At 70.3% G+C, this 20,933-nt stretch carries 18 protein-coding genes; 3 read left to right on the top strand and 15 right to left on the bottom strand.

The genetic code is table 11. From position 1 onward, the window contains the following. Positions 1 to 29 precede the first annotated feature (29 nt). The gene (locus ABEA33_RS15330; protein ID WP_345527683.1) at positions 30 to 1,124 is read left to right on the top strand and encodes an NDMA-dependent alcohol dehydrogenase; all 1,095 of its coding nucleotides are present in this window, start codon (positions 30 to 32) and stop codon (positions 1,122 to 1,124) included. 3 nt (positions 1,125 to 1,127) lie between these two features. Then, positions 1,128 to 1,868 (top strand): SDR family NAD(P)-dependent oxidoreductase, encoded by a 741-nt coding sequence (locus ABEA33_RS15325; protein WP_345527682.1) that lies wholly within the window; start codon positions 1,128 to 1,130, stop codon positions 1,866 to 1,868. A gap of 5 nt (positions 1,869 to 1,873) precedes the next feature. On the opposite strand, the gene ABEA33_RS15320 is transcribed toward ABEA33_RS15325, so the two are convergent. The 8 genes from ABEA33_RS15320 to ABEA33_RS15285 all read right to left on the bottom strand — a co-directional run bounded on the left by ABEA33_RS15320 (position 1,874) and on the right by ABEA33_RS15285 (position 11,502). After that, positions 1,874 to 3,091: an NAD(P)/FAD-dependent oxidoreductase gene (locus tag ABEA33_RS15320; protein WP_345527681.1), complete on the bottom strand. Its 1,218-nt coding sequence runs from the start codon at positions 3,089 to 3,091 to the stop codon at positions 1,874 to 1,876. Beyond that, the gene (locus ABEA33_RS15315; protein WP_345527680.1) at positions 3,091 to 4,347 is read right to left on the bottom strand and encodes a cytochrome P450; all 1,257 of its coding nucleotides are present in this window, start codon (positions 4,345 to 4,347) and stop codon (positions 3,091 to 3,093) included. Before ABEA33_RS15315 ends, ABEA33_RS15320 begins: the two co-directional genes overlap by 1 nt. 47 nt (positions 4,348 to 4,394) lie before the next feature. Continuing rightward, positions 4,395 to 5,636, bottom strand: coding sequence for a cytochrome P450 (locus ABEA33_RS15310; RefSeq protein WP_345527679.1), 1,242 nt, complete (start codon positions 5,634 to 5,636; stop codon positions 4,395 to 4,397). A gap of 142 nt (positions 5,637 to 5,778) precedes the next feature. Further along, positions 5,779 to 6,750 (bottom strand): PDR/VanB family oxidoreductase, encoded by a 972-nt coding sequence (locus ABEA33_RS15305; RefSeq protein ID WP_345527677.1) that lies wholly within the window; start codon positions 6,748 to 6,750, stop codon positions 5,779 to 5,781. A gap of 92 nt (positions 6,751 to 6,842) precedes the next feature. Next, on the bottom strand, positions 6,843 to 8,015 hold the full coding sequence (locus ABEA33_RS15300; RefSeq protein WP_345527676.1) for an epoxide hydrolase family protein: 1,173 nt from the start codon (positions 8,013 to 8,015) through the stop codon (positions 6,843 to 6,845). A gap of 111 nt (positions 8,016 to 8,126) precedes the next feature. Beyond that, entirely contained in the window at positions 8,127 to 9,392 is a 1,266-nt protein-coding gene (locus tag ABEA33_RS15295; RefSeq protein ID WP_345527675.1) for an ABC transporter substrate-binding protein, read from the bottom strand. A gap of 140 nt (positions 9,393 to 9,532) precedes the next feature. Next, positions 9,533 to 10,657: an NAD-dependent epimerase/dehydratase family protein gene (locus ABEA33_RS15290; protein WP_345527674.1), complete on the bottom strand. Its 1,125-nt coding sequence runs from the start codon at positions 10,655 to 10,657 to the stop codon at positions 9,533 to 9,535. Further along, positions 10,654 to 11,502, bottom strand: coding sequence for an alpha/beta fold hydrolase (locus ABEA33_RS15285; RefSeq protein ID WP_345527673.1), 849 nt, complete (start codon positions 11,500 to 11,502; stop codon positions 10,654 to 10,656). Before ABEA33_RS15285 ends, ABEA33_RS15290 begins: the two co-directional genes overlap by 4 nt. Positions 11,503 to 11,689: 187 nt before the next feature. Between ABEA33_RS15285 and ABEA33_RS15280 the strand changes: the two genes are divergently transcribed. After that, positions 11,690 to 13,315, top strand: coding sequence for a flavin-containing monooxygenase (locus tag ABEA33_RS15280; protein ID WP_345527672.1), 1,626 nt, complete (start codon positions 11,690 to 11,692; stop codon positions 13,313 to 13,315). Positions 13,316 to 13,380: 65 nt separating this feature from the next. On the opposite strand, the gene ABEA33_RS15275 is transcribed toward ABEA33_RS15280, so the two are convergent. From ABEA33_RS15275 to ABEA33_RS15245, 7 genes are all read right to left on the bottom strand, one after another. Beyond that, a complete protein-coding gene (locus ABEA33_RS15275) occupies positions 13,381 to 13,614 on the bottom strand; it encodes a ferredoxin (RefSeq protein WP_345527671.1) in 234 nt (77 codons plus the stop codon). 26 nt (positions 13,615 to 13,640) lie between these two features. Next, positions 13,641 to 14,831 carry a cytochrome P450 gene (locus ABEA33_RS15270; RefSeq protein ID WP_345527670.1) on the bottom strand — a complete coding sequence of 397 codons (1,191 nt, stop codon included), beginning with the start codon at positions 14,829 to 14,831 and terminating at the stop codon, positions 13,641 to 13,643. Between the two features lie 49 nt (positions 14,832 to 14,880). After that, complete coding sequence (locus ABEA33_RS15265) at positions 14,881 to 15,627, bottom strand: ABC transporter ATP-binding protein (protein WP_345527669.1); 747 nt, start codon at positions 15,625 to 15,627, stop codon at positions 14,881 to 14,883. Beyond that, positions 15,624 to 18,341: an ABC transporter permease subunit gene (locus ABEA33_RS15260; protein WP_345527668.1), complete on the bottom strand. Its 2,718-nt coding sequence runs from the start codon at positions 18,339 to 18,341 to the stop codon at positions 15,624 to 15,626. The genes ABEA33_RS15265 and ABEA33_RS15260 overlap by 4 nt, the downstream gene beginning before the upstream one ends. A gap of 115 nt (positions 18,342 to 18,456) precedes the next feature. Continuing rightward, positions 18,457 to 19,872, bottom strand: a complete 1,416-nt coding sequence (locus tag ABEA33_RS15255) for an aldehyde dehydrogenase family protein (protein WP_345527667.1) — start codon at positions 19,870 to 19,872, stop codon at positions 18,457 to 18,459. Positions 19,873 to 19,983: 111 nt separating this feature from the next. After that, positions 19,984 to 20,391: a hotdog family protein gene (locus tag ABEA33_RS15250; RefSeq protein ID WP_345527666.1), complete on the bottom strand. Its 408-nt coding sequence runs from the start codon at positions 20,389 to 20,391 to the stop codon at positions 19,984 to 19,986. Then, positions 20,388 to 20,894 (bottom strand): FAS1-like dehydratase domain-containing protein, encoded by a 507-nt coding sequence (locus ABEA33_RS15245; protein WP_345527665.1) that lies wholly within the window; start codon positions 20,892 to 20,894, stop codon positions 20,388 to 20,390. The genes ABEA33_RS15250 and ABEA33_RS15245 overlap by 4 nt, the downstream gene beginning before the upstream one ends. Between the last annotated feature and the right edge of the window lie 39 nt (positions 20,895 to 20,933).

Genomic DNA, 20,933 nt, shown 5'->3' with positions numbered 1-20,933 from the left:
TACTTCATCAGTCGCGACGAGGAGTCAGCATGAGCAAGTCCGCCATCTTGTGGAACGTCGGGGACAAGTGGAACGTCGAGGACGTCGACCTGGTCGAACCGCGCGCCGGTGAGGTCCGGGTCAAGGTCGCCGCGAGCGGCCTGTGCCACTCCGACGACCACTACGTGACCGGCGACCAGCCGGCCCAGCTGCCGCTGGTCGGCGGGCACGAGGGCGCCGGGGTGGTCGAGGCGGTCGGCCCGGGTGTCACCCGGGTGAAGCCGGGCGACCACGTCGTCATGGTCTTCAACCCGCCGTGCGGCGACTGCCACTTCTGCCTGACCGGCCGCGGCAACCTGTGCTTCTACAACCCGCCGAAGACCGCTCCGCTCGGGCCGGCGTTCCGCGCCCGCGGCCAGGAGGTCGGTGCGATCGCCGAGCTCGGCACCTTCAGCGAGTACACCAATGTCGCCGAGGCCCGCGTCATCAAGATCGACGAGGACATCCCGCTGGCCTCGGCCGCCCTACTGGGCTGCGCCGTCATCACCGGCTGGGGTGCCGCGGTCTACCTCGGTGGCGTCAAGCCCGGCGAGAACGTCGTGGTCATCGGCTGCGGCGGCGTCGGGGTCAACTCCCTGCAGGGGGCTCGCAGCGCCGGCGCCGACATCATCGTCGCCGTGGACCCGGTCGAGTTCAAGCGCGAGCAGGCGCTCCTGTTCGGGGCCACCCACACGGCCGCATCGGTCGAGGAGGCGGCCGAGCTGCTGGCCACCGAGACCCGCGGCCGGATGGCCGACGTCGCCATCTTGTCGGTGGGGGTCGGCGACGGCGACACGCTGCAGGACACCACCCGCCTGGTGGGTCCTGGTGGCCGGACGATCATCACCTCGGTCACCCCCGCCGCCTCGACGACCACCAACCTCGGGCTCTTCGAGTTCACGATGAGCGAGAAGATCCTGCGCGGCAACGTCTACGGCGGAGTGAACGTCTACCGGGACGTTCCCCTGCTGCTCGGCCTCTACAAGCGGGGCAAGCTCAACCTCGACGAGCTCATCACCACCACTTACACCCTTGACGACATCAACCAGGGCTACGCCGACATGCACGCCGGCAAGAACCTGCGCGGCATGGTGCTGCACGGCTGAGCCGTGCAGAGGTTCGAGGACCGGGTCGTCCTGGTCACGGGCGGCACGCGCGGGCTCGGCCGCGCGTGCGCCCTGCGCCTCGCCGACGAGGGCGCCGACCTGGTGATCGCCGGTCGGGACCTCGGGGCGGGGCGCCGCGTCGCCGACGAGATCCGGGCGCGGGGACGCCGCGCCCTGCCGCTGGCGCTCGATGTCACCGACCCGGCCTCGGTCGACCGGGTCCTCGCCGAGCTGCTCCTGACGTTCGGACGTCTCGACGCGGCGGTCAACAACGCCGGCGTGAGTCCCCCGCCGCAGCTGCTCGCCGACTACGACGACGCCGTCTGGGACGAGAGCGTCGCGGTCAACCTGCGCGGTGTCTACCTGTGCCTGCGCCGCGAGCTCGCCCACTTCGTCGCACACGGCGGCGGCGCGGTCGTCAACGTCGCGTCGTACGCCGGCCGCCAGGTGCACGTGGCAGGCGTGGCGTCGTACGCCGCGGCGAAGCATGCCGTGGACGGTCTGACGAAGGCGGCGGCCCGCGACCACGCGGCCCACGGGATCCGCATCAACGCCGTCGGCCCGGGCCACCTGCGCACCCGGATGACCGAGCGGCTCGACGAGGCGGCGACCGCTGCTCGCATCCCGATGGGCCGCATCGCCGACCCCGCCGAGATCGCGGGCGTGGTGGCGTTCCTGCTCTCCAACGACGCCTCGTTCGTGACCGGCCAGATGATCGTCGCCGACGGCGGGCTCTCGATCTGATCCGGCTACGCCCGGGCCAGCGTCAGCGATTCCTGGACCTGCTGCAGGAAGCGCCCCTGTTCCTTGGCCAGGCCGAGGAGGACGACTCCCACCAACGCCCCTTCGTGGAGATAGCCGATCGCGACGTCACCGGCCAGGTCCCCCTCGAGCACGCGCACGTCGTCGGCCAGGCCGGGCGCGCCGAAGGCGCGAATGCTCGCGACTTGCTGGTCCGACCAGAACGTCGGCAGCGTGCCGAACGGCTCCCCGTCGTCCTCCGCCCCACCGAGGTCGGCGAACAGCGTCGCCGCCGCGTGTACGGCGGTCTCGCCCGGGATCTGCCAGTGCTCGACCCGACGCGGAGGCCCACCGAGAATGGCGTTCGGGAAGCGCGCCACGTCGCCGACGGCGACGCAGGCTCGGATCCCGCCCATGCGCAGGGCGCCGTCGCACAGCACGCCGTCGTCCAGGTCCAGACCGTTGCCGGCGAGCCACTCGACGTTCGGCACCGATCCCACGGCCTCGACCACGACGTCGGCCTCCAGCGTGGTTCCGTCGTCCAGACGCAGCCGCGTGCCGCCGCCCTCGGGCGCCATCGACGCCACCCCGCGCCCGAGGTGGAAGACCACCCCGGCTGCCTCGTGACGCCGCCGCAGCTCGGCCCCGACCTGCAGGCCGAGCGGCCGCTGCATCGGCACCTCGTCGACCGCGACCACCGCGACCCGGCAGCCCCGCGCACGCGCCGCCGCCGCGACCTCGCACCCGATGAAGCCGGCGCCGATGATGGCGACCGACGCGTCGGGACGCAGCCGCTCGGAGACGGCGACCGAGTCCTCCAGTGTGCGGATGGGCAGCGACGGCGATGCCGTGTCCGGCTCCAGGGGGAGCCGGCGCGAACGCACCCCGGTCGCCGCGACCAGACCGTCAAAGTCGACGGTCGTCCCGTCGTCGAGCGTCAGCCGGCGCGCAGCGAGGTCGCAGTGCACCACGTCGCGCCCGAGGACCCACTCGGTGTCGTGGGGGTCGGGCTTGACCCGAAGCGCCACCTGGGCGTGCTCGGCGACGCCGTCACCGAGGAGCAGCTTCTTGGTGAGCGGTGGCCGGGTGTAGGGCATGTGCGGCTCGGCGCCGATCACGACCAGCCGGCCGGCGTACCCGAGGCGGCGCAGCGCGTCGACAGCCCGTAGGCCGCCGAGCGACGCGCCGACGACCGCGATGGTGCGCGGGTCCTGCGCGGGCTCCATCAGGACGCGGTCGTCTTCTCGCGCGGTCCCGGCTCGAAGCGCAGGTGCACGTCGTTGACCCCCCAGGCCAGTGCCAGGTGGTCGCGGGGCTCGATGCCGGGAACCAGCGAGAAGGTGGGCATCCGCCGGTGCAGCTCGGTGAAGGCGACCTTCAGCTCGAGCCGGGCGAGGTGGAGGCCGACGCAGCGGTGGGTCCCGAGGCCGAAGGCCAGGTGCGGCTTCGCGACGCGGTCGAAGATGACCTCGTCGGGGTTCGGGTAGACCTCGGGGTCGCGGCAGGCCGCGGCGAGCGGGAAGTGCACGCGCTCGCCCTTGGGCAGCATCAGGCCGGCGACCTCGACCTCGTCGTGGACGACGTTGCGCGTCGGGACCGCAGGGGCGCCGACCCGCAGCAGCTCCTCGATCGCGGGCTCGAGCGACTCGGGCGTCTCGAACATCTTGTCCCACTGCTCGGGGTTCCGGGCGAGGTAGACCATGCTCTGGCACAGCACGCTCTGCACGGTGTCGAGACCGGCGGCCATCATCAGCACGAACAGGTCGAAGAGCTCGGTGTCAGTCATCCTCTTGCCGTCGATCTCCACCTCCATCGCGCCCGAGGTGACGTCGTCGCGCGGACCGCTCTCGCGACGGTCGGCGATGAGCTGCATGAAGTACTCCCGCAGCTCGCCGTGGGCGACGCCGCGGGCCGCTGCGGTCTCCTCCGGCGTCCCGCCGGCCACGCCGTGCATGAGGGTGTCGGCCCAGCTGTTGAGCCGGTGCAGGTCCTCGCCGGGCCAGCCCATGATCGAGAGCACCGTGGCGCCGGGGAAGGGCAGCGCGAAACCGTCGACGAAGTCGCACGACCCCGCCTCGATCCAGTCGTCGATGAGGATGTTCGCCCAGTCGCGGAGCGTGTCCTCCTTCTCCGCGACCCGCTTCGGGGAGAAGTACGGGTCGAGCAGGGCGCGGAACTGCTTGTGCAGCGAGCCGTCGACCTCGATCGGGATCTGACCCACCGAGGTGCCCATCGCGTTGATCCCGTCCGGCTCGTTCGGGAAGCTGATGAACCCCCGGTTGTTGCGGCGCAGCACGCTCGCGATGTCGTCGTACCTCGTCAGCACCCAGCAGCCGTTGCCGCGCGCGGAGTAGGAGATCGGTGCCTGCTCCCGGCGCTCGGCGATCTCCGCCAGGTGCTCGGCGATGGTCCAGTGGGCGTACGGGTCGTAGTCGCGGCGGTACTGCGCGCGCAGCTCGTCGAGGGTGAGGTCGGCGGTCACGGGAACTCCTGATGGGTGGAAGTGGGCGGGGGATCGGGACGCGGCGCTCAGCGCTCGCGCGAGCCGGGCGTGAACTCGAGGTGGACGTTGTCGGTGCCCCAGGCCAGACCGAGGTGCTCGTGCGGCTCGGCGTCGGGCGCGAGCCGGAAGGTCGGCATCCGCCGGTGGAGCTCGGTGAAGGCGATCTTCAGCTCCAGGCGCGCCAGGTGCAGGCCCACGCAGCGGTGGGTGCCGAGACCGAACGCCAGGTGCGGCTTCGCGACGCGGTCGAGGATCACCTCGTCGGGGTCTGGGTAGACCGCGGGGTCCCGGTTGGCCACGGCGAGCGGGAAGTGCACGCGTTCGCCCGGGGGCAGGTGAAGGCCAGCGACCTCGACGTCCTGGACGACGTTGCGGGTGGGGACCGCGGGGGCGCACCAGCGCAGGAGCTCCTCGATCGCCGGCTCCAGGGACTCCGGTGCCTCGAACATCTTGTCCCACTGCTCGGGGTGTCTGGCGAGGTAGACCATGCTCTGGCACAGCACGCTCTGCACCGTGTCGAGGCCGGCGGTCATCATGAGCAGGAACATGTCGAACAGCTCGTTGTCGGTGAGCCGCTTCCCGTCGATCTCGACGTTCAGCGCACCCGAGGTGACGTCGTCACGCGAGGCCTCGCCCCGACGTCGCTCGATCATCGCGAGCATGTAGGCGCGCATGTCGACGTGGGCCTGGCCACGCACGGCCATCTGCTCCTCCGGGGAGCCGCCGGGCTTGCCGTGCAGCAGGGTGCTGGTCCAGTCGTTCATGAGGTCGAGGTCCTCGAGGGGCCAGCCCATGATGGTGAGCACGGTGACTCCGGGGAACGGAAGGGCGAATCCGTTGACGAAGTCGCAGCGTCCGTCCTCGATCCAGCCGTCGATGAGGCGGTTCGCCCACTGGCGGAGCGTGTCCTCCTTCTCCGCGACCTTCTGGGGCGAGAAGTAGGGATCGAGGAGCTGGCGGAACTGCTTGTGCCGGTCGCCGTCGATCTCGATCGGGATCATGCCGTCGTTGGACCCCTGCGAGTTCTGGCCGTCAGGGTCGTTGGGGAAGCTGATGAACCCCCGGTTGTTGCGGCGCAGGACGCTGGCGATGTCGTCGTAGCGGGTCAGCACCCAGCAGCCCTTGCCGCGCGCCGAGTAGGAGACCGGCATCGTCTGGCGCCGCTCAGCGAGCTCGGCCAGGTGCTGGGCGATCGGGACCGCGTGGTACGGGTCGTAGTCCAGGCGGTACTTCTCGTGCAGCTCGTCGATCGTCAGCTCAGCGGTCATCGGGCTCTCCTCGGGTCCGGACGGTGCAGTACGGCGATGGCGCCAATCGTTCTTGTGTCCGTGCTCACACTAATGGTCGAACATCATTAGGACAACACTCGATCGGGTGCGGATCGATCGGCGACGCGGCCTGAGAAGACGCTCAGATTTCGAGGGTGAGCCGCGGGCTCACCGACCGGGAGACGCAGACCATCATGGTCTCGCTGGCCTCTTGCTCCGCCGGCGAGAGGATCGAGTCTCGGTGGTCCGGCGTACCGCCGAGGACGACGGTCTCGCACGACCCGCAGGTGCCTTCCATGCAGGAGGCGACGACCGGGATGCCGTTGTCCTCCATGACCTGCATGATCGAGCGGTCCGGTGGCACCGTGAGCACCACGTCGGAGACGGTGAGCTCGATCTCGAAGGAGTCGGAGCGCACCGGCTCCTCCAGCTCCTTGGCACTGAACCGCTCCAGGTGCAGGGCGCCAGCCGGCCACGACGCGCAGGCCGCCTCGACGGCCTGCAGTAGCGGCTCGGGGCCACAGCAGTAGACCGCCGTGCCCACGCGCGCCTCCCCCAGCATCCCGGGCAGGTCCAGCAGTCCGTGCACGTCCTGCGGCCGGATGGCCACCTGGTCGCCGTAGCTCTCCAGCTGGTCAACGAAGCACATAGTGTCGCGGGATCGACCGCCGTAGACCAGCTCCCAGGGCGTCCCCTGGGAGATCGCGGCGTCGATCATCGGGATGAGCGGCGTGATGCCGATCCCGCCGCCGATGAAGAGGTAGGACTCGGCCGGCTCCAGCGGGAAGTTGTTGCGCGGGCCCCGCACCTCGAGGGTGTCGCCCTCCGCCAGCACGTCGTGGATGTGGATCGAGCCCCCGCGGCCGGCGGGCTCCCGCAGCACGCCAACCTGCCACACGTGGGCGTCGCCGGGGTCGCTGCACAGGGAGTACTGGCGGACCATGTCGTCCGGGAGCACCAGGTCGACGTGGGCGCCGGGTTCCCAGGCCGGGAGCGCCGCCCCTTCCGGGTCACGCAGATCGAGCAGCGTCACGTCCGCGGTCAGCGCCTGCTTGCGCGAGACCACCAACGTCCGCACCGACTCGTTGCTCGCGTCGGCCACCACGTCCACCACCACTTCCGTCGAGAATGCTATGCCCAGACTTGCGATCCCTGAGATCTAACACAACTATACCACCACTAGAAGACCACAGTGCGGGCAAGCCTTCAACGAAGCGGACGGAAGAAGTCGCGCAGATCGGCCACGAGGAGGTCCGGGACCTCGGCCGGGCCGAAGTGGCCCCCGCGCGGGAGCCGCGTCCACTGCCGGAGGTCGGTGTCCTCCTCGGCGTGCCGACGCGGCAGGGCGCTCACGTCACCGGGCAGCACCCCCACCGCCAGCGGTACGTCGATGCGCGCGCCGCCGGTTAGCGGCCGGTCCTCGCGCGCGGTCTCCCAGTAGTAGCGCAGCGACGACCCGATCGTGCCGGTCACCCAGTAGAGCATGATCGTCGTGATCAGCTCGTCCTTGGTGTAGACCGACTCCAGGTCTCCCCCGCAGTCCGACCAGCTGCGCCGGCGTTCGAGGAGCCAGGCGGCCAGCCCGACCGGCGAGTCATGCAGGCCGATGGCCAGCGACTGGGGGTCGTGGGTGTGCACGGCTAGGTGGCTGGCGGTCAGCGCCGCGCCCGCACGGTCCCGCTCGTAGTCGCCCTGCTCGTCCGGGCCGTAGTCCTCGCGGCCCCCGGTCACCGCGGCGACACCGGCCGCGCCGGAGGGGCGCCGGTAGCGCGTCAAGTGCACCCCGATCAGCTCGTCGGGACGCTCGTGCGCGAGGCGCTGGGTCACTACGGCGCCGAAGTCGCCGCCCATCGCGCCGTACCGCTCGTAGCCGAGCACCTCGGTCATCAGCCGGCTCCACAGCCCTGCGGTGGTCGCCGCACCCACTCCGGTGCGGGTGAGCGGCGAGGAGAACCCGAAGCCGGGCAGTGACGGAACGACGAGGTCGAAGCCGTCCCTGGGACCGCCCCCGTGGGCTGCTGGGTCGGCGAGCGGCTCGATCATCTCGGCGAAGTCCCAGAAGGTCCACGGCCACCCGTGCGTCAGCAGCAGCGGCACTGGGTCCGCGCCGGTGCCCCCGCGGCGCAGGAAGTGGATCGGCACGTTGTCGATCTCGACCCGGTAGTGCTCGAAGCGGTTCATCCGCGCCTCGTGGGCCCGCCAGTCATAGCCGTCGAGCCAGTACTCGACCAGGCTTCGCAGGTAGGCGCTCGACGTCCCGTAGCGCCAGTCGTCGTTGCCCGGGTCGTCGGACCAGCGGGTGGCGGCCAGCCGATGGCGGAGGTCCTTGAGCACCGCCTCGGGGACGTCGATCGTGAACCGCTGGGGCTGAGCGGGCATGCGGGCCTCCGAGGGCGGGGTGGTCGGGTCCGGTACGGCGCTCACCGCGCCGGTTCGGGGACCGACGCGGTGAGCGGGTGGGGCGGCTCCGGCTCGTCGAGCCGGGATGGTTCAGGCGGCCGGCGTGCAGGCCGTCGCCAGGTCGCCGCTGGCGCCGTTGCCGGACTCGCCGGTCGGCGGCAGCAGCTCGGGGTTGTCGTCGCCTGCGGTGAAGTCGTACTGCCAGAAGCAGTTGACGACCGGGGCGGGCTGCCCCTCGGTGTAGGTGATGGGCTGAGGCAGCAGACCGTCGAGGGTCTCGTCCTTGATGGCGTAGTAGGACGCGAAGACGCTGTCACGGGTCACCGTCTCGGTGTCGGCTCCGAGGGCCTTCTTGAACAGCTCGAGGCTGGACCAGACGGTCGTGGTGCTCGTGCTGGCGATGTCGGTGTCGGACTCGTACTTGTCCATCGCATCGCGGAAGCGCTCGACCTGCGGGTCGTCGGCCCACCACGGGAAGCCGTTGAGCGTGCCGATCATGTTCATGCCCGGGATCTCGCCGTACTTGGTCGGGCTGAAGCTGGTCGACGAGGTCGCGAAGGCGCCATCGTAGCCCTGCTGGACGCAGTCGGACATCACGCGTACGGCGGTGTCGACCGGGACCAGGACCGCGATGTAGTCCGCGTTCTTCTCGTTGAAGCTCAGGCACTCGGCCGTGTAGTTCGCGGCGGTCGAGGTGATCTTGACGTAGCCGCCGTAGCCCAGACCAGCCGCCTCGGTGCCCGGCCCGAAGACCGCGTCGGCGCCCTCGGCGCAGGTGGCGGACTCGGCACAGACGGCGGCCGCGAACTCACTGGCGCCGGAGGAGACCGCGGCGGTCAGCAGGGACTGGATGACCACGAGGGAGTTCGGCGACTGTGTCAGGAAGCTCGGGAGCTTGTTCCAGACGTCCTGGTTGTAGCCGCCGGACCCGATGACGGGGATGTTCTCGCCCTGGAGGTACTCGCCCACAGCGCCCTCGGCGACGGAGTCGGTGACCATCATCGCCACGATGTCCTCATCCTCGACGAGTTCCTTGGCGGCCGCCTGCGCGGCACTGGCGTTGTTCTTGGTGTCGACCACGACGATCTCGACGGGCCGGCCGTTGATGCCGCCGTCGGCGTTGGTCTGCTGGGCCCAGGCCTGGGCCGCCGGGGCGGACCCGGCGGTGCTCGACGACTGCGGACCAGTCAGCGACACCGCGAACCCAATCTTGATGGGCTCACCGTCCAGCTTGGCCCCCTCGTCGACGGCGTCCGCGCCCTCGCTGTCACCGCAGGCGGCCAGCACCAGCGCGAGGGCGGCGATCGCGACCGTCGCCCTCGTCGTCCTGCGGGTCCGTACCTTGTTCCACTTCATGACGCTCTCCTATGAACATGCCTTCACGACCAGGCGAGATTGAGTGACGCAGAGCACACCATAGAACGCAGTTGTGCTGTAAATCCACTGTTAACAACATTGGGAACATAATTGTCTACACAACCCTGGTAAGAGCCGGCTCACCGCCCTCGGTGGTCGGTGGCTCCCGGCGCGGTGGGGTGGGCATAGGGGTGGTCGGCCGTTCTGGCCTCGCCCTGCTCGGCGCGCAGCTCTGCCGTCACCTGCGCGAACCGGTCCATCAGCCGGTCCTCGGCGGCGTAGTCGAAGGTGTCGACCATGCCCTCGACGACCCGGGGCTCCGGCGGGTGCTCCAGGTACCACTCGACGCTCGCGCGCAGCGCCTCGGCAGCCGGCACCGCCTCGACGTACCCCAGCCGGGTGCAGGCCCGGTGGATGCTCACCAGGCCGTGGTCGGCGTGCGGCACCGGGAAGAGTTCGCGGCCGGGACCAGCGAGGTCGAACGGCAGGGAGACGACGTCCAGCTCGCCGCCGGCGTACCGGGCGACCATCTGGGTCCACTGGCGCAGGCTGTACTGCTGCAGGTCCCCCACGTTGAACACCTGCCCGCCTGCCGCGTCCGGTCGGTCGACCGCCGTGAGCAGGAAGTTGGCGGCGTTCACGGCGGCGCACCGGGTGAGGATCGTCAGCCCGCCGTCAGGCAGGATCACGCGCGTCCGGCCGTCGAGGACCCGCCGGATGATCGACCAGTCGCGCGGGTAGAGCTGACGCGGCCCGTAGATCGAGGGGTAGCGGAAGAGGCTCGCGCGGAACGCTCCCTGATCGTGCAGCGCCAGCACCGACCGCTCGGTGTCGTGGATGGCGCGCGCGAACCGGGCAGCGGCACTCTCTTCCTCTCCGAACGGGCGCTCCTGGGAGGCGTCGCCCTCGGCGGTCGCGATCGGCATACCGCGTGGCCAGCGGGCCTCCGGCTCGTGGTAGCCGGCGTAGACGGGCACCCCGCTGACCCCGACGAACTCGTCGCACCGCCCTCCCACAGCCGCGGCGACACGGCGCAGCCGGCCGTAGGTGCTGACGACGACGTCGAAGCTGCGGACGCCAAGCACCTGCTCCACCGACTCCTGGAAGTGCGGGTCGGCGTGCAGGTGCTCGAGGTCGCCCAGCTCGTCGGTCTCGTGAGTGCCGCGGTGCAGGATGGCCACCTCGTATCCGCGCTCCTGCAGACCGCGCACGATGTGGGGGCCCGTCGGCCCGGTCCCGCCGACCACGAGCGCCGTCGTGCTCATGCGCGGTCCACCCGGGCGAGCAGGTCCTGGGCCGCGGAGGCTACGGCGAGCGGCCGGTCGAGCATCACGTGGTGCCCGGCCCCGTGGACGTCGAGACGCCGGGCCCTCGGCCCGAGCCGGTCGACCAGGTGGTCGGCCATCGCGCTCGACAGCATGCCGTGCTCGGCGCGCAGCACCGTGACGTCGCACTCGATCGGCCCCCAGTCCTCGGGCTCGACGTCGGGTCGGTCGAAGGCCCGGGGGTCGAACCGCCACGACCAGCCTCCGTCGACCGGGCCCACTGACTCCGCGGCGATGTGGTCCCGCACGTAGGGCAGGACGTGCTGGGCCGGTCGCGGCCGCCAGCGGGCGGCGGCATCGGCCGCGGTCGCGTACACCGGAGGTACGGCGGCGGCCAACGCCGCTCGAGCGGCTCGGACCTCGCTGTCGATCTCGCGGACCGGGGGGTCGATGGCGAGCACGCCGGCCACCTCGGCGCGCGGCACCTCCGCCGCCCGCAGGGTCACGAAGGCGCCCATGCTGTGACCGACGAGCACGATCGGTCCCCGGGCCCCGGCGGCGTCGGCCACCGCCGCGACCTCGTGCGCCCACACCTCCAGCGCGTACGCCGGCCGGTGGTCGCTCGCCCCGTGTCCAGACAGGTCGATCGCGACGACTCTGCGCGTGCGGTCCAGGTGCGGCGCGACGTGATCCCACCATCCGCCGTGCGCGGCGCTGCCGTGCACGAGCACCACGCCGGGCGCCCCGACCGGTCCCCAGGCGCGGTAAGCGACGCGGGCCCCGGCCGCCGTGACGGCGTCGTACGCGGGGACGAGCGCGAGCGCGTCGCGGTACCACGCGGGCACCGAGGGCTCCGTCGGGCTGGACGACCCCATCACCACAGCAGCACCAGGGCTCATCGGGTCGGCGGTGCCGGTGACAGCAACACAAGGACGTAGTTATGATGTTTGTACCAGAACATGACCATGGTTATAGCACCGTTGGGCGCGTACTCGCGCCACCTCGGCGACGCGAACGACGAGAAGAGTAGAGATGGCTGACCTGACCGAGACCGAGACGATCGCCGACGGGGGGAGCCGGCTCGACGCGATCGTCGTCGGCGGTGGCATCTCCGGCCTCCACCAGCTCTGGGAGCTTCGCGAGCGCGGCTTCGATGTCCGGCTCCTCGAGGCCGGCAGCGGCCTCGGCGGGGTGTGGTTCTGGAACCGCTACCCCGGGGCCCGGTTCGACTCCGAGAGCTACACCTACGGGTACTTCTTCTCGCAGGAGATCGTCGACGAGTGGTCGTGGACCGAGGAGTACGCCTCGCAGCCCGAGACCGAGGCCTACCTCAACTTCGTGGCCGACCGGCTCGACCTGCGCCGGCACGTGCAGCTGAACGCCCGGGTCGTCTCCGCGCACTGGCACGAGGAGGAGACCGCATGGGTCGTGACCCTGGAGTCGGGCGAGGTCCTCCGCACGCGCTTCCTCGTCACGGCGCTCGGCATCCTGTCCAAGCCCGCCTTCCCCAAGGTCCCCGGTCTCGAGGACTTCCAGGGCGAGTGGCACCACACCGGTCTGTGGCCCGATCGCGACGTCGACGTCGCCGGCAAGCGGGTCGCCGTGATCGGCACCGGTTCGAGCGGCGTGCAGATCATCCCGCTCCTGGCGAAGGAGGCCGAGTCGCTGACCGTCTTCCAGCGCTCCCCCAACTGGTGCACCCCCATCAACAACTTCCCGATCGACGACGTGCGCATGGCGGACATCCGCGAGCGGATCGAGGAGATCTACCAGACCACTCAGCGCACGCCCGGTGGGGGCATCCACGGACCTAAGCCCGAGTCGTCGCTCGAGATGACCGACGAGCAGCGCCGCGCAGTATGGGACGAGCTGTACGAGGCCCCCGGGATGGCCTTCGTGATGGGCAACTTCCGCGACATCTCGGTCAACCGGGAGGCCAACGCCAACGTCACCGCGTATCTCGCCGAGAAGATTCGGGGACGGGTGAACGACCCCGCGATCGCCGACCTGCTCATCCCGACCGATCACGGATTCGGGCAGAAGCGGCCCCCGCTCGAGAACGGCTACTTCGAGACGTACAACGAGCCGAACGTGTCCCTGGTCTCGACCATCGACGAACCGCTCGTCCGGTACACCGCTACCGGCGTCGAGACGTCCGCCCGGCACTACGAGTTCGACCTCGTCGTCATCGCCACGGGGTTCGAGGCGGTGACCGGCTCGTACAACACGATCGACATCCGCGGCGTCGATGGTGAGACGCTCGTCGACCACTGGATCGACGGACCGCGCAGCTACCTGGGCCTGCAGGTCTCGGGCTTCCCGAACCTGTTCATGGTCGGTGGCCCGCAGAGCTCGTCGGGCATCATCCCCCGCCTCACCGAGACCCAGTCGACCTGGGTCGCAGCGTGCCTGGCGCACCTGCGTGATCTCGGCCTGACGCGCATCGCCACGACCGAGACGGCCGAGGACGAGTGGAACGAGCACGTCAACAGCGGCATCGTCGGCACCCTGCAGGAGGATGCCGAGTCGTGGGCCTTCGGCTCGAACGTTGAGGGCCGCCGCCGCGCCTACCTGCTGTACGCCGGCGGGCAGCCGCAGTACCGCGAGCGGATCGCCGAGGCCGCCGAGGCCGGCTACAAGGGCTTCGACCTCGGCTGATCGGTCCCAGCACGACGAGGGGCCCCGCCGATGTCGGCGGGGCCCTCGTCGTGGTCGATCAGGTGTCAGGCGTCGACCTTCTCCACGGTGATGGCCTCCTCGGGGCACGCCATCGCCACGGCCTCCATCGCCGTCAGCCGATCGGCCGGGTGGACGACGTCCTTGGTCAGGCCGTAGCCGACGTCGTCGGACTCGAAGGACTCCGGCGCCAGCGCGTAGCAGCGTCCGTGCCCGGCGCACAGGTCGCGGTCCAGGACGTAGCGCAGGCCGCCGTCCGTGCTGGTGGTCGTCTCGCTCATACCGTCTCCTCTGCTCGTGGGGTTCGTCAGCCGATGTCCAGCGGCAGGCTCGTGAGCTGCTGCATGAACGATCCGTAGCGGTGCTTCGGGGTGAAGCCGTCCTTGATGCGGTACTCGGGGATGCGCTCGTGCCAGACCTTGAGCGCGATCTCCATCTCGACCCGCGCGACGTGCGATCCGAGGCAGCGATGCGCGCCGAGCCCGAACGCCGTGTGCCGGTTGGGGTTGCGATCGAGCTGAACCTCGGGGGCGAAGGCACGGTCGGCGCCGGCCCGGGCGATGAAGATGCGGTCGCCGGCCTCGATCGGGAAGCCGTTGAGCTCCCCGGCCTGGCTGGCGATGCGACCGGCCGGGCCACCGGTGTTGTAGAAGCGGGTCAGCTCCTCGACCGCCTCGTTGGTCAGCTCGGGGCGCTGCACCATGAGCTCACGGTCCTGCGGATTGCGCGCCAGGTGCCACATGATGTAGCCGAGCTGCGTCGACGTCGTGTCCTGCCCCGCGATGAACGCCAGTCGGCCGATGTCGATGCACAGGTCGACGTCGATCGGTTCGCCGTCGACCTCCATGGCCAGCATCGAGCTGGCCAGATCGTCGGCGGGCTCGGCCTTGCGGGCCCGGAACAGGTCGCCGACGATCTCACCGATCTCGTGCTCCACCGCGTCGCGCTTGGCCTGGTCGTCGAACTCGAACGTCGCGCGCTGCGCGAGCTCGTACATGCGCTTGACGTCGGCGTCGCCGAGCCCCAGCCAGCCGAGGAAGAACCGGGCCGGCAGCTGCGACGAGAAGTCGCGGATGTAGTCCGGGTCCGGCTTCGCGAGCAGCTCGTCGATCAGGTCGTGGGTGATCTTCTCGATCTTCGGCTCGAGCGGCGCGAGGACGTTCGGCGCGAACAGCGGGATCAACGCGCGCCGGTACTTGGTGTGGATCGGCGGGTCCATGCTGATCGGCGGCGTGTTCATCAAGACCTGTTCCTTGGTGTACACGATCGTCGTCGGCAGGTTCGACCACGTCTTCCAGTCACGCAGCACCGTCTTGATGGTGTCGAAGTCCGAGGCCACCAGGAACCCGCGGTTGGCCGGGCTGTAGAACAGCGGCGCCACCGAGGTCATCTCGTCCCACACGGCGAACGGGTCGTCGGCCAGGCGGGCGTCGTTCTCCAGGTCGAGCAGGTGGACCGGCAGGCCCGAGCTCTCGGCTCGTTCCAGCATGGACGGCATGTGATTCCTTCTCCTTCGCAGGCTTTCCTGGGCGGGTGGTGCGGGAGGCTCAGCTGACGCCCTCGCCGATGTACTGCTCGAACATGTCGCCCTGCAGCAGCTCCTGGGCGCTGCCGGTGTAGGCGATCTGGCCTCGCCGCAGGACGTAGGCGGTGTCAGCGATGCTGAGGGTCCGCAGCGCGTATTGGTCCACGAGGAGCAGGGCGATGCCCTCGGCCTTGAGCGTCTTGAGGAAGTCGAAGACCAGGTCGACGATGATCGGGGCCAGGCCCAGCGACGGTTCGTCGACCAGGACGATCGTCGGCTTGCGCAGGTACGCCGCCGACAGCGACAGCATCTGCTGCTCCCCGCCGCTGAGCGTGCCGGCCTTCTGCTTGAGCCGGTCGCCCAGGATCGGGAAGGTCGCGGTCGCCTTCTCGATCCCCTCGGCGACCGAGCCGGGCGGCGACATCATCGTCAGGTTCTCCTCGACGGTGAGGTTGCGGTAGACCCCGCGCCCCTCCGGCACATGGCACAGCCCGCGACCCGCCAGGCGGTGCGGCGACCACCCGGTGACCGGCTGACCGTGCAGGAGCACCTCGCCGCTGGTCGGCTTCACCAGGCCCGACGCCACGCGCAGCGAGGTGGTCTTGCCGGCGCCGTTGGGTCCGATGAGCGCCGTGACCGAGCCCGGCGGCACAGCGATCGACACGTCGCGGAGCACCTGCGTCTCGCCGTACGCGCTGCTGACGCCGCGCAGCTCCAGGGCGGGGTGGGCGGTCTCGGTCGACGGGCTGACGGTGTCGGTGACGGTCACGGGACCAGTCCCTTCTCGGTGATGGCCTCGGCGGCGGCCTCGTCCTCGAAGCTGCCGAGGTAGGCGGCCTGGACGACGGGGCTGGTGCGGACCTCGGACGGCGAGCCCGAGAAGAGCAGGCGACCGAAGTCGAGGACGTGGATCTCGGTGCAGATGCGCAGGACCAGCGCCATGTCGTGCTCGACGAGCAGGATTCCGCAACCGCGGTCGGCGACGACGTCGAGCAGCGTCTGGCCGAACCGCTCGGTCTCGTGGGGATCCAGTCCCGACGAGGGCTCGTCGAGCAGCAGGACGTCGAACGGACCGCTCAAGCAACGGGCGAGCTCGACCAGGCGGCGCTGCCCCGTCGAGAGTGCGCCGGCACGGTGGTGGCGCAGGTCGGCGATGCCGCACAGCTCCATCGCGTGCTCGGAGGCCTCGCGGGTCGCGTTCCGCTCGGCACGGGTCGCGAGGAGCTGACCGCGCACGTTCGAGCCGGCCATGCCCGACTCCACCCCGAGGGCCACGTTCTGCGACACGGTCAGGGAGTCGGCCAGTTGCATCAGCTGGAACGTGCGCCCCAGGCCCCGCCGGCCACGAGCAGCCGCGTCGAGCCGGGTGACGTCCTGCCCGTGCAGCCACACGCTGCCGGTCGAGGGCGTGAGCAGCCCGCTGGCGGCGTTGAAGGTCGTGGTCTTCCCGGCGCCGTTGGGGCCGATCAGACCGGTGATCTGGCCGACCGGGGCGGTGAACGAGACCGACTCGACCGCAGTGCGGCCGCCGTACTTGATGGTCAGGTCGCGCACCTCCAGGCCCGAGGCGTGGGCCGGCAGCGTCCAGGGGTCCTCCCCGGACCGGGCGGGCGCCGCGGCGTCCTCAGCCGTGCCGAAGCGGGCCTCGATGAAGCCGCGGATGCGGGCGGGCATCTGGGGCGTGCCGCCCTGCACCGCCGTCACGATGGCGAAGAAGCCGAAGAGCACGTTGAGCCAGCTCGCGGTGTTGTCGCTGTGCAGGTACGCCGGAAGCGCCGCGGCGACCAGCGCCACGACGGCGTACCAGGGCTCCCGGAAGGGCATCAGCGCAAGGGTCGCGACCAGGACCAACGAGTAGTAGGCCGTGTAGGAGGAGTCGCCCAGGACGGCGAAGTTGACCGAGGAGCCGTAGAGGATGCCCGAGACGCCGGCGACGTAGCCGGCGACGCAGAAGACGATCAGCCGGGTCAGGTTGACGTTCAGACCCAAGGTGCGCACGGCGAGCGGAGACTCCGAGAGTCCTTGCAGGATCCGGCCCATCCGGCTGCGGTGGATGACCACCATCGCGACGGAGATGACGACGAAGAAGGCCAGGACCACGTAGTAGTAGGACTCGTCGCTCTCGAAGCCCGAGGGCCGCGGCATCGCGCGGCCGAGGCCGTCCTGGGTGAAGAAGTAGGAGCGTGGGTAGACCAGCTGCTCCAGCATCAGGCCAAACCCGAGGGTCGTCAGCGCGAGGAACAGACCGGACAGCCGGATCGCGGGCAGGGCCAGCAGCGCCGCCACGGGCACTACGACGAGCGCACCGAGCAGGACGGCCGGCAGCCAGGGGAGGCTCCACTCCGACACAAACTGGGCGAACGCGACCGCGCCGACGGCGGCGAACGCGGCATGGCACAGCGACACCAGGCCGGCCGTACGGATCAGTAGGCCGAGCGAGAGCAGCATGATGGCCTGGGTCAGGCCGACGGTGAAGTACGACAGGTTGTTGCCGGCCATCATCGGCACGAGGCCGAGCAGCACCACCACGACGACACCGACGCCGAGGCGCAGGCGCGCCGGACCGTGCCACGGCGACGTCGGCGGCCGCTCGGCCCGGGCGGGCGCGTCGAGCTTGCGCCGTGGCAGGACCAGCAGGGCCACGATGAGGAAGATGAAGGGCAGGCTGGACGGCAGGCCGGCCATCTCCGGCACCTCCAGGACGTACTTGGTCGAGACGCTCGCGGTGATGCCGATGACCAGTGCGCCCACGTAGGTCAGCGGGATGCTGGAGAAGGCGCCGACGGCGGCCGCGCCGAAGGCCTGCACGACGAGGAACGTCAGCGCGACCGACTCCAGGCCGCTGGTGGGCGCGATCATCACGCCGGAGACACCGGCGAAGGTCGCACCGATGATCCAGGCCAGACGCTGGACCCGCTGCGGATTGGTGCCGTGCAGACCCACGAGCTCCGGGTCGTTGACCACGGCGCGCATCGCGAGGCCGGTGCGGGAGAGTCGGAAGAACAGGTAGAGCGCCCCGACGGCGACCAGCGAGATCGCGGTGACCGTGACCTGCGCGTACGTGACGTTGACGCCGCCGACCTCGAAGAACTCGGTGCCCTTCGGCAGGAACTGCGGGACCCGCAGCGTGTTGTAGCCGAACTTGATCGTCGCGAGTCCTTGCACGATGAGGACCAGGCCGATCGTGGCGACGATCTTCATCGCCGCCCGTTGCTCGGCGAGGCGCGCGCTGATGGCGGCCATCAGGAGGCCGAGGAGCGGACAGAGCACACCGACGGCGACCAGCACCGCCCAGCCCCAGGACCACTCGCGCTCGACGTTGAGGTAGTAGAAGAGGTACGCCGAGGCCGCGGCCACGGCGCCGTGCCCGATGTTGAAGATGCCCGAGGTCTTGTAGGTGAGGACCAGCCCGGTGCCGGCGATGCCCAGCACCGCTCCCGTCGCGATCCCCGCGACGATGAACGGCAGCAGCTCATTCAGCATGATGGTGAGTTCCCTTGGTCAGACCCGCGAAGCGGACGGAACGGGCACGGGAGCCGGCGCGACGCCGGCGGCCACGTGGGTTCGGACGAGATGGGTGGAGGGGGTGCTTCCGAGCTCAGATCCGAGCGCCGTTGGCGTAGATGACCTGGCGCTGGGTGTACTCCTCCAGACCGGCCAGGCTGTTCTCGACGCCGATGCCGCTCCAACGGGCACCACCGAACGGCACGTGCGGGCCGTGGTTGATCGCGTGCCCGTTGATGTAGACCGTGCCGACGCGCAGACGACGTCCGACGGCGAGCGCCCGGTCGGGGTCGGAGCTCCACACGGAGCCGCCCAGGCCGTACTTCGACGTGTTCACCTCACGGATCACGCTGTCGAGGTCGGTGTAGGGCACCAGCGGCAGCACCGGGCCGAACTGCTCTTCGTCGATGATGTCGTGACCCTGGGGCACGTCGGTGAGGATCGTCGGCTTCACGAAGTAGCCCGCCTCACCCTGCCGGCTCCCGCCGGCGCGCACGGTGGCGCCGGCCGAGACCGCGCTGTCGAGCAGCGAGGTCACCCGGTCGTACTGCGCGCGATTGTTGATCGGGCCCAGCCGCACGCCTTCCTCGGTGCCTTCGCCGACGGGCGTGGCGTCCGCCACTCGGGCGAGCGCGTCCGCGACTTCGCCGTACAGCGCCTCGGGGACGTAGACCCGCTTCGCGACGCCGCAGACCTGACCGTTGTTGGTGAAGGCCGCCCAGAACAGGTCCTCGGCGATGGCCGCCGCGTCGACGTCGTCGAGCAGGATGGCCGGGTCGTTGCCGCCCAGCTCGAGGGTGACACGCTTCAGGTCGGGGGCGACGGCCGCCTGGACCGCCTTGCCGGCCGCGACCGACCCCGTGAAGCTGACCATGGCGGTCTCGGGGTGCTTGGTCATGGCGACGCCGACCTCGTCCCCGCCGGAGACGATGTTCAGCACTCCTGCGGGCAGCACGCCCTGCAGCAGCTCGCCGAGGCGCAACGTCGCGGCCGGGGTGTACGGCGAGGGCTTGAGCACCACGGTGTTGCCGGCGCGCAGCGCGGGGGCGAACTTCCACGCCGCCTGGATCAGCGGGTAGTTCCACGGGGTGATCGCGGCGACGACGCCGAGCGGGTAGCGGACCTGCGCCACCGCACCTTCGGTGATGATCTCCTGCTCAGCGATGTCGAGGTCGGCGAAGTAGCCGATCCAGGCCGCAGTGCCCTGGGCCTCGCCGGTCGCGTCGGCGAGCGGCTTTCCCTGCTCCTTGACGAGGATCTGGGCGAACTCGTCGACGGAACCCATCACGACCTCGGCGGCCTTGCGCAGGGCGTCGCGCCGCGCGTCGTCGTCGGCGGACCAGGAGTCGAAGGCTCGGGCCGCGGCGGCGAACGCGGCGTCGAGCTCGTCCGTGGTGGCCGCCGGGACCTCGGCCCAGGACTGCTCGGTGGCCGGGTTGACGACCTCGACGGTCGAGGAGCCGACCGACTCCCCGTCGATCGTCATGCTGAAGCGCTGAAGCTCGGTCATGCTGCCCACCTTCGAGGGTCTGCGGGACGGGGCAGACGACTGGATCGACGTCCCCAATGATGTTACTTCATCATAAGGACAACATAGGTGACGCGCAACACAACTGATGAACTAGTGGAGTTCGACGGTCGCCGACCCCGGCGCCAGCACGGCTCCGCCCGCGTCCTCGACCCACACCTCGAGGTCCACCTCCTGTCGCTCCCCGTCGCCACGGACCGCCAGCACCCGCCCGCGCACCGCGAGGGGCTCGTCGCGCAGGCTCGGGCGGCGGAACTCCAGGCTCAACGCGACGATCCGACCGGTGTCGCCGATCCAGCCCCGCAGCATCGTGTGGACGTAGGACCACTGCAATCGGCCCATGCCGATCGCGCGCGGATATCCGGCCCGGCGGCCCTCCTCGTCGTCCATGTGGATCGGGACGAACTCGCAGTTCACCGCCGCGAAGCGGTTCCACTCCGCGAACCCGGGTGTGCGCTTGAGTGCGGGCAGCTCGTCGCCGACCGCGACCGGCCGCGTCATGCGTAGCGGATGGAGGTCTCGCGGATGACCTTCACCCGCTCCCCGTCCTGGTTGGTCCACTCGTCGCGGAGGACCGTGAACAGCATCGGCCCCACGCGACCCTGCTTCTCGCGGTACTCCTCGAGCGTGGTCACGGAGACGATCACGTCGCCCTCGACCATCGGCACGCCGTACTCGACGTCGAGACCTGCCGCCACCTGGAAGGCCAGCCCCGGGCCGTGGACGCCGGCGGTCTTCTCGTAGCGGTCGGCGTCCCGCGACCCGTAGGGGATCAGCGGCTCGATGCGTTCGGCGACCAGCCACGCGAACGGGTTGAACTCGGCCGGGGCAGGCGCGCCAGGAGCCAGGAGCTCCGGCGGTGCGGGGTCGGGATGGTGGACGGCGATGACCCAGCGCCGGATGTCGGAGGCGGCGACGGGGAACGACACCCGGCGATCGACGACCGAGCCGACGATCGAGCGCATCTCGTCGGTGACCAGGGGGGCCGTAGGTGACGACGTCACAAACACGATAGTAGCATCGTAGGCTCCATCACTTGAACC

The organism is Nocardioides endophyticus, assembly GCF_039543845.1.
Classification (GTDB): domain Bacteria; phylum Actinomycetota; class Actinomycetes; order Propionibacteriales; family Nocardioidaceae; genus Nocardioides; species Nocardioides endophyticus.
Note: the sequence above shows the minus strand (reverse complement) of the source record. Positions and strands in the feature narration are given on the sequence as shown.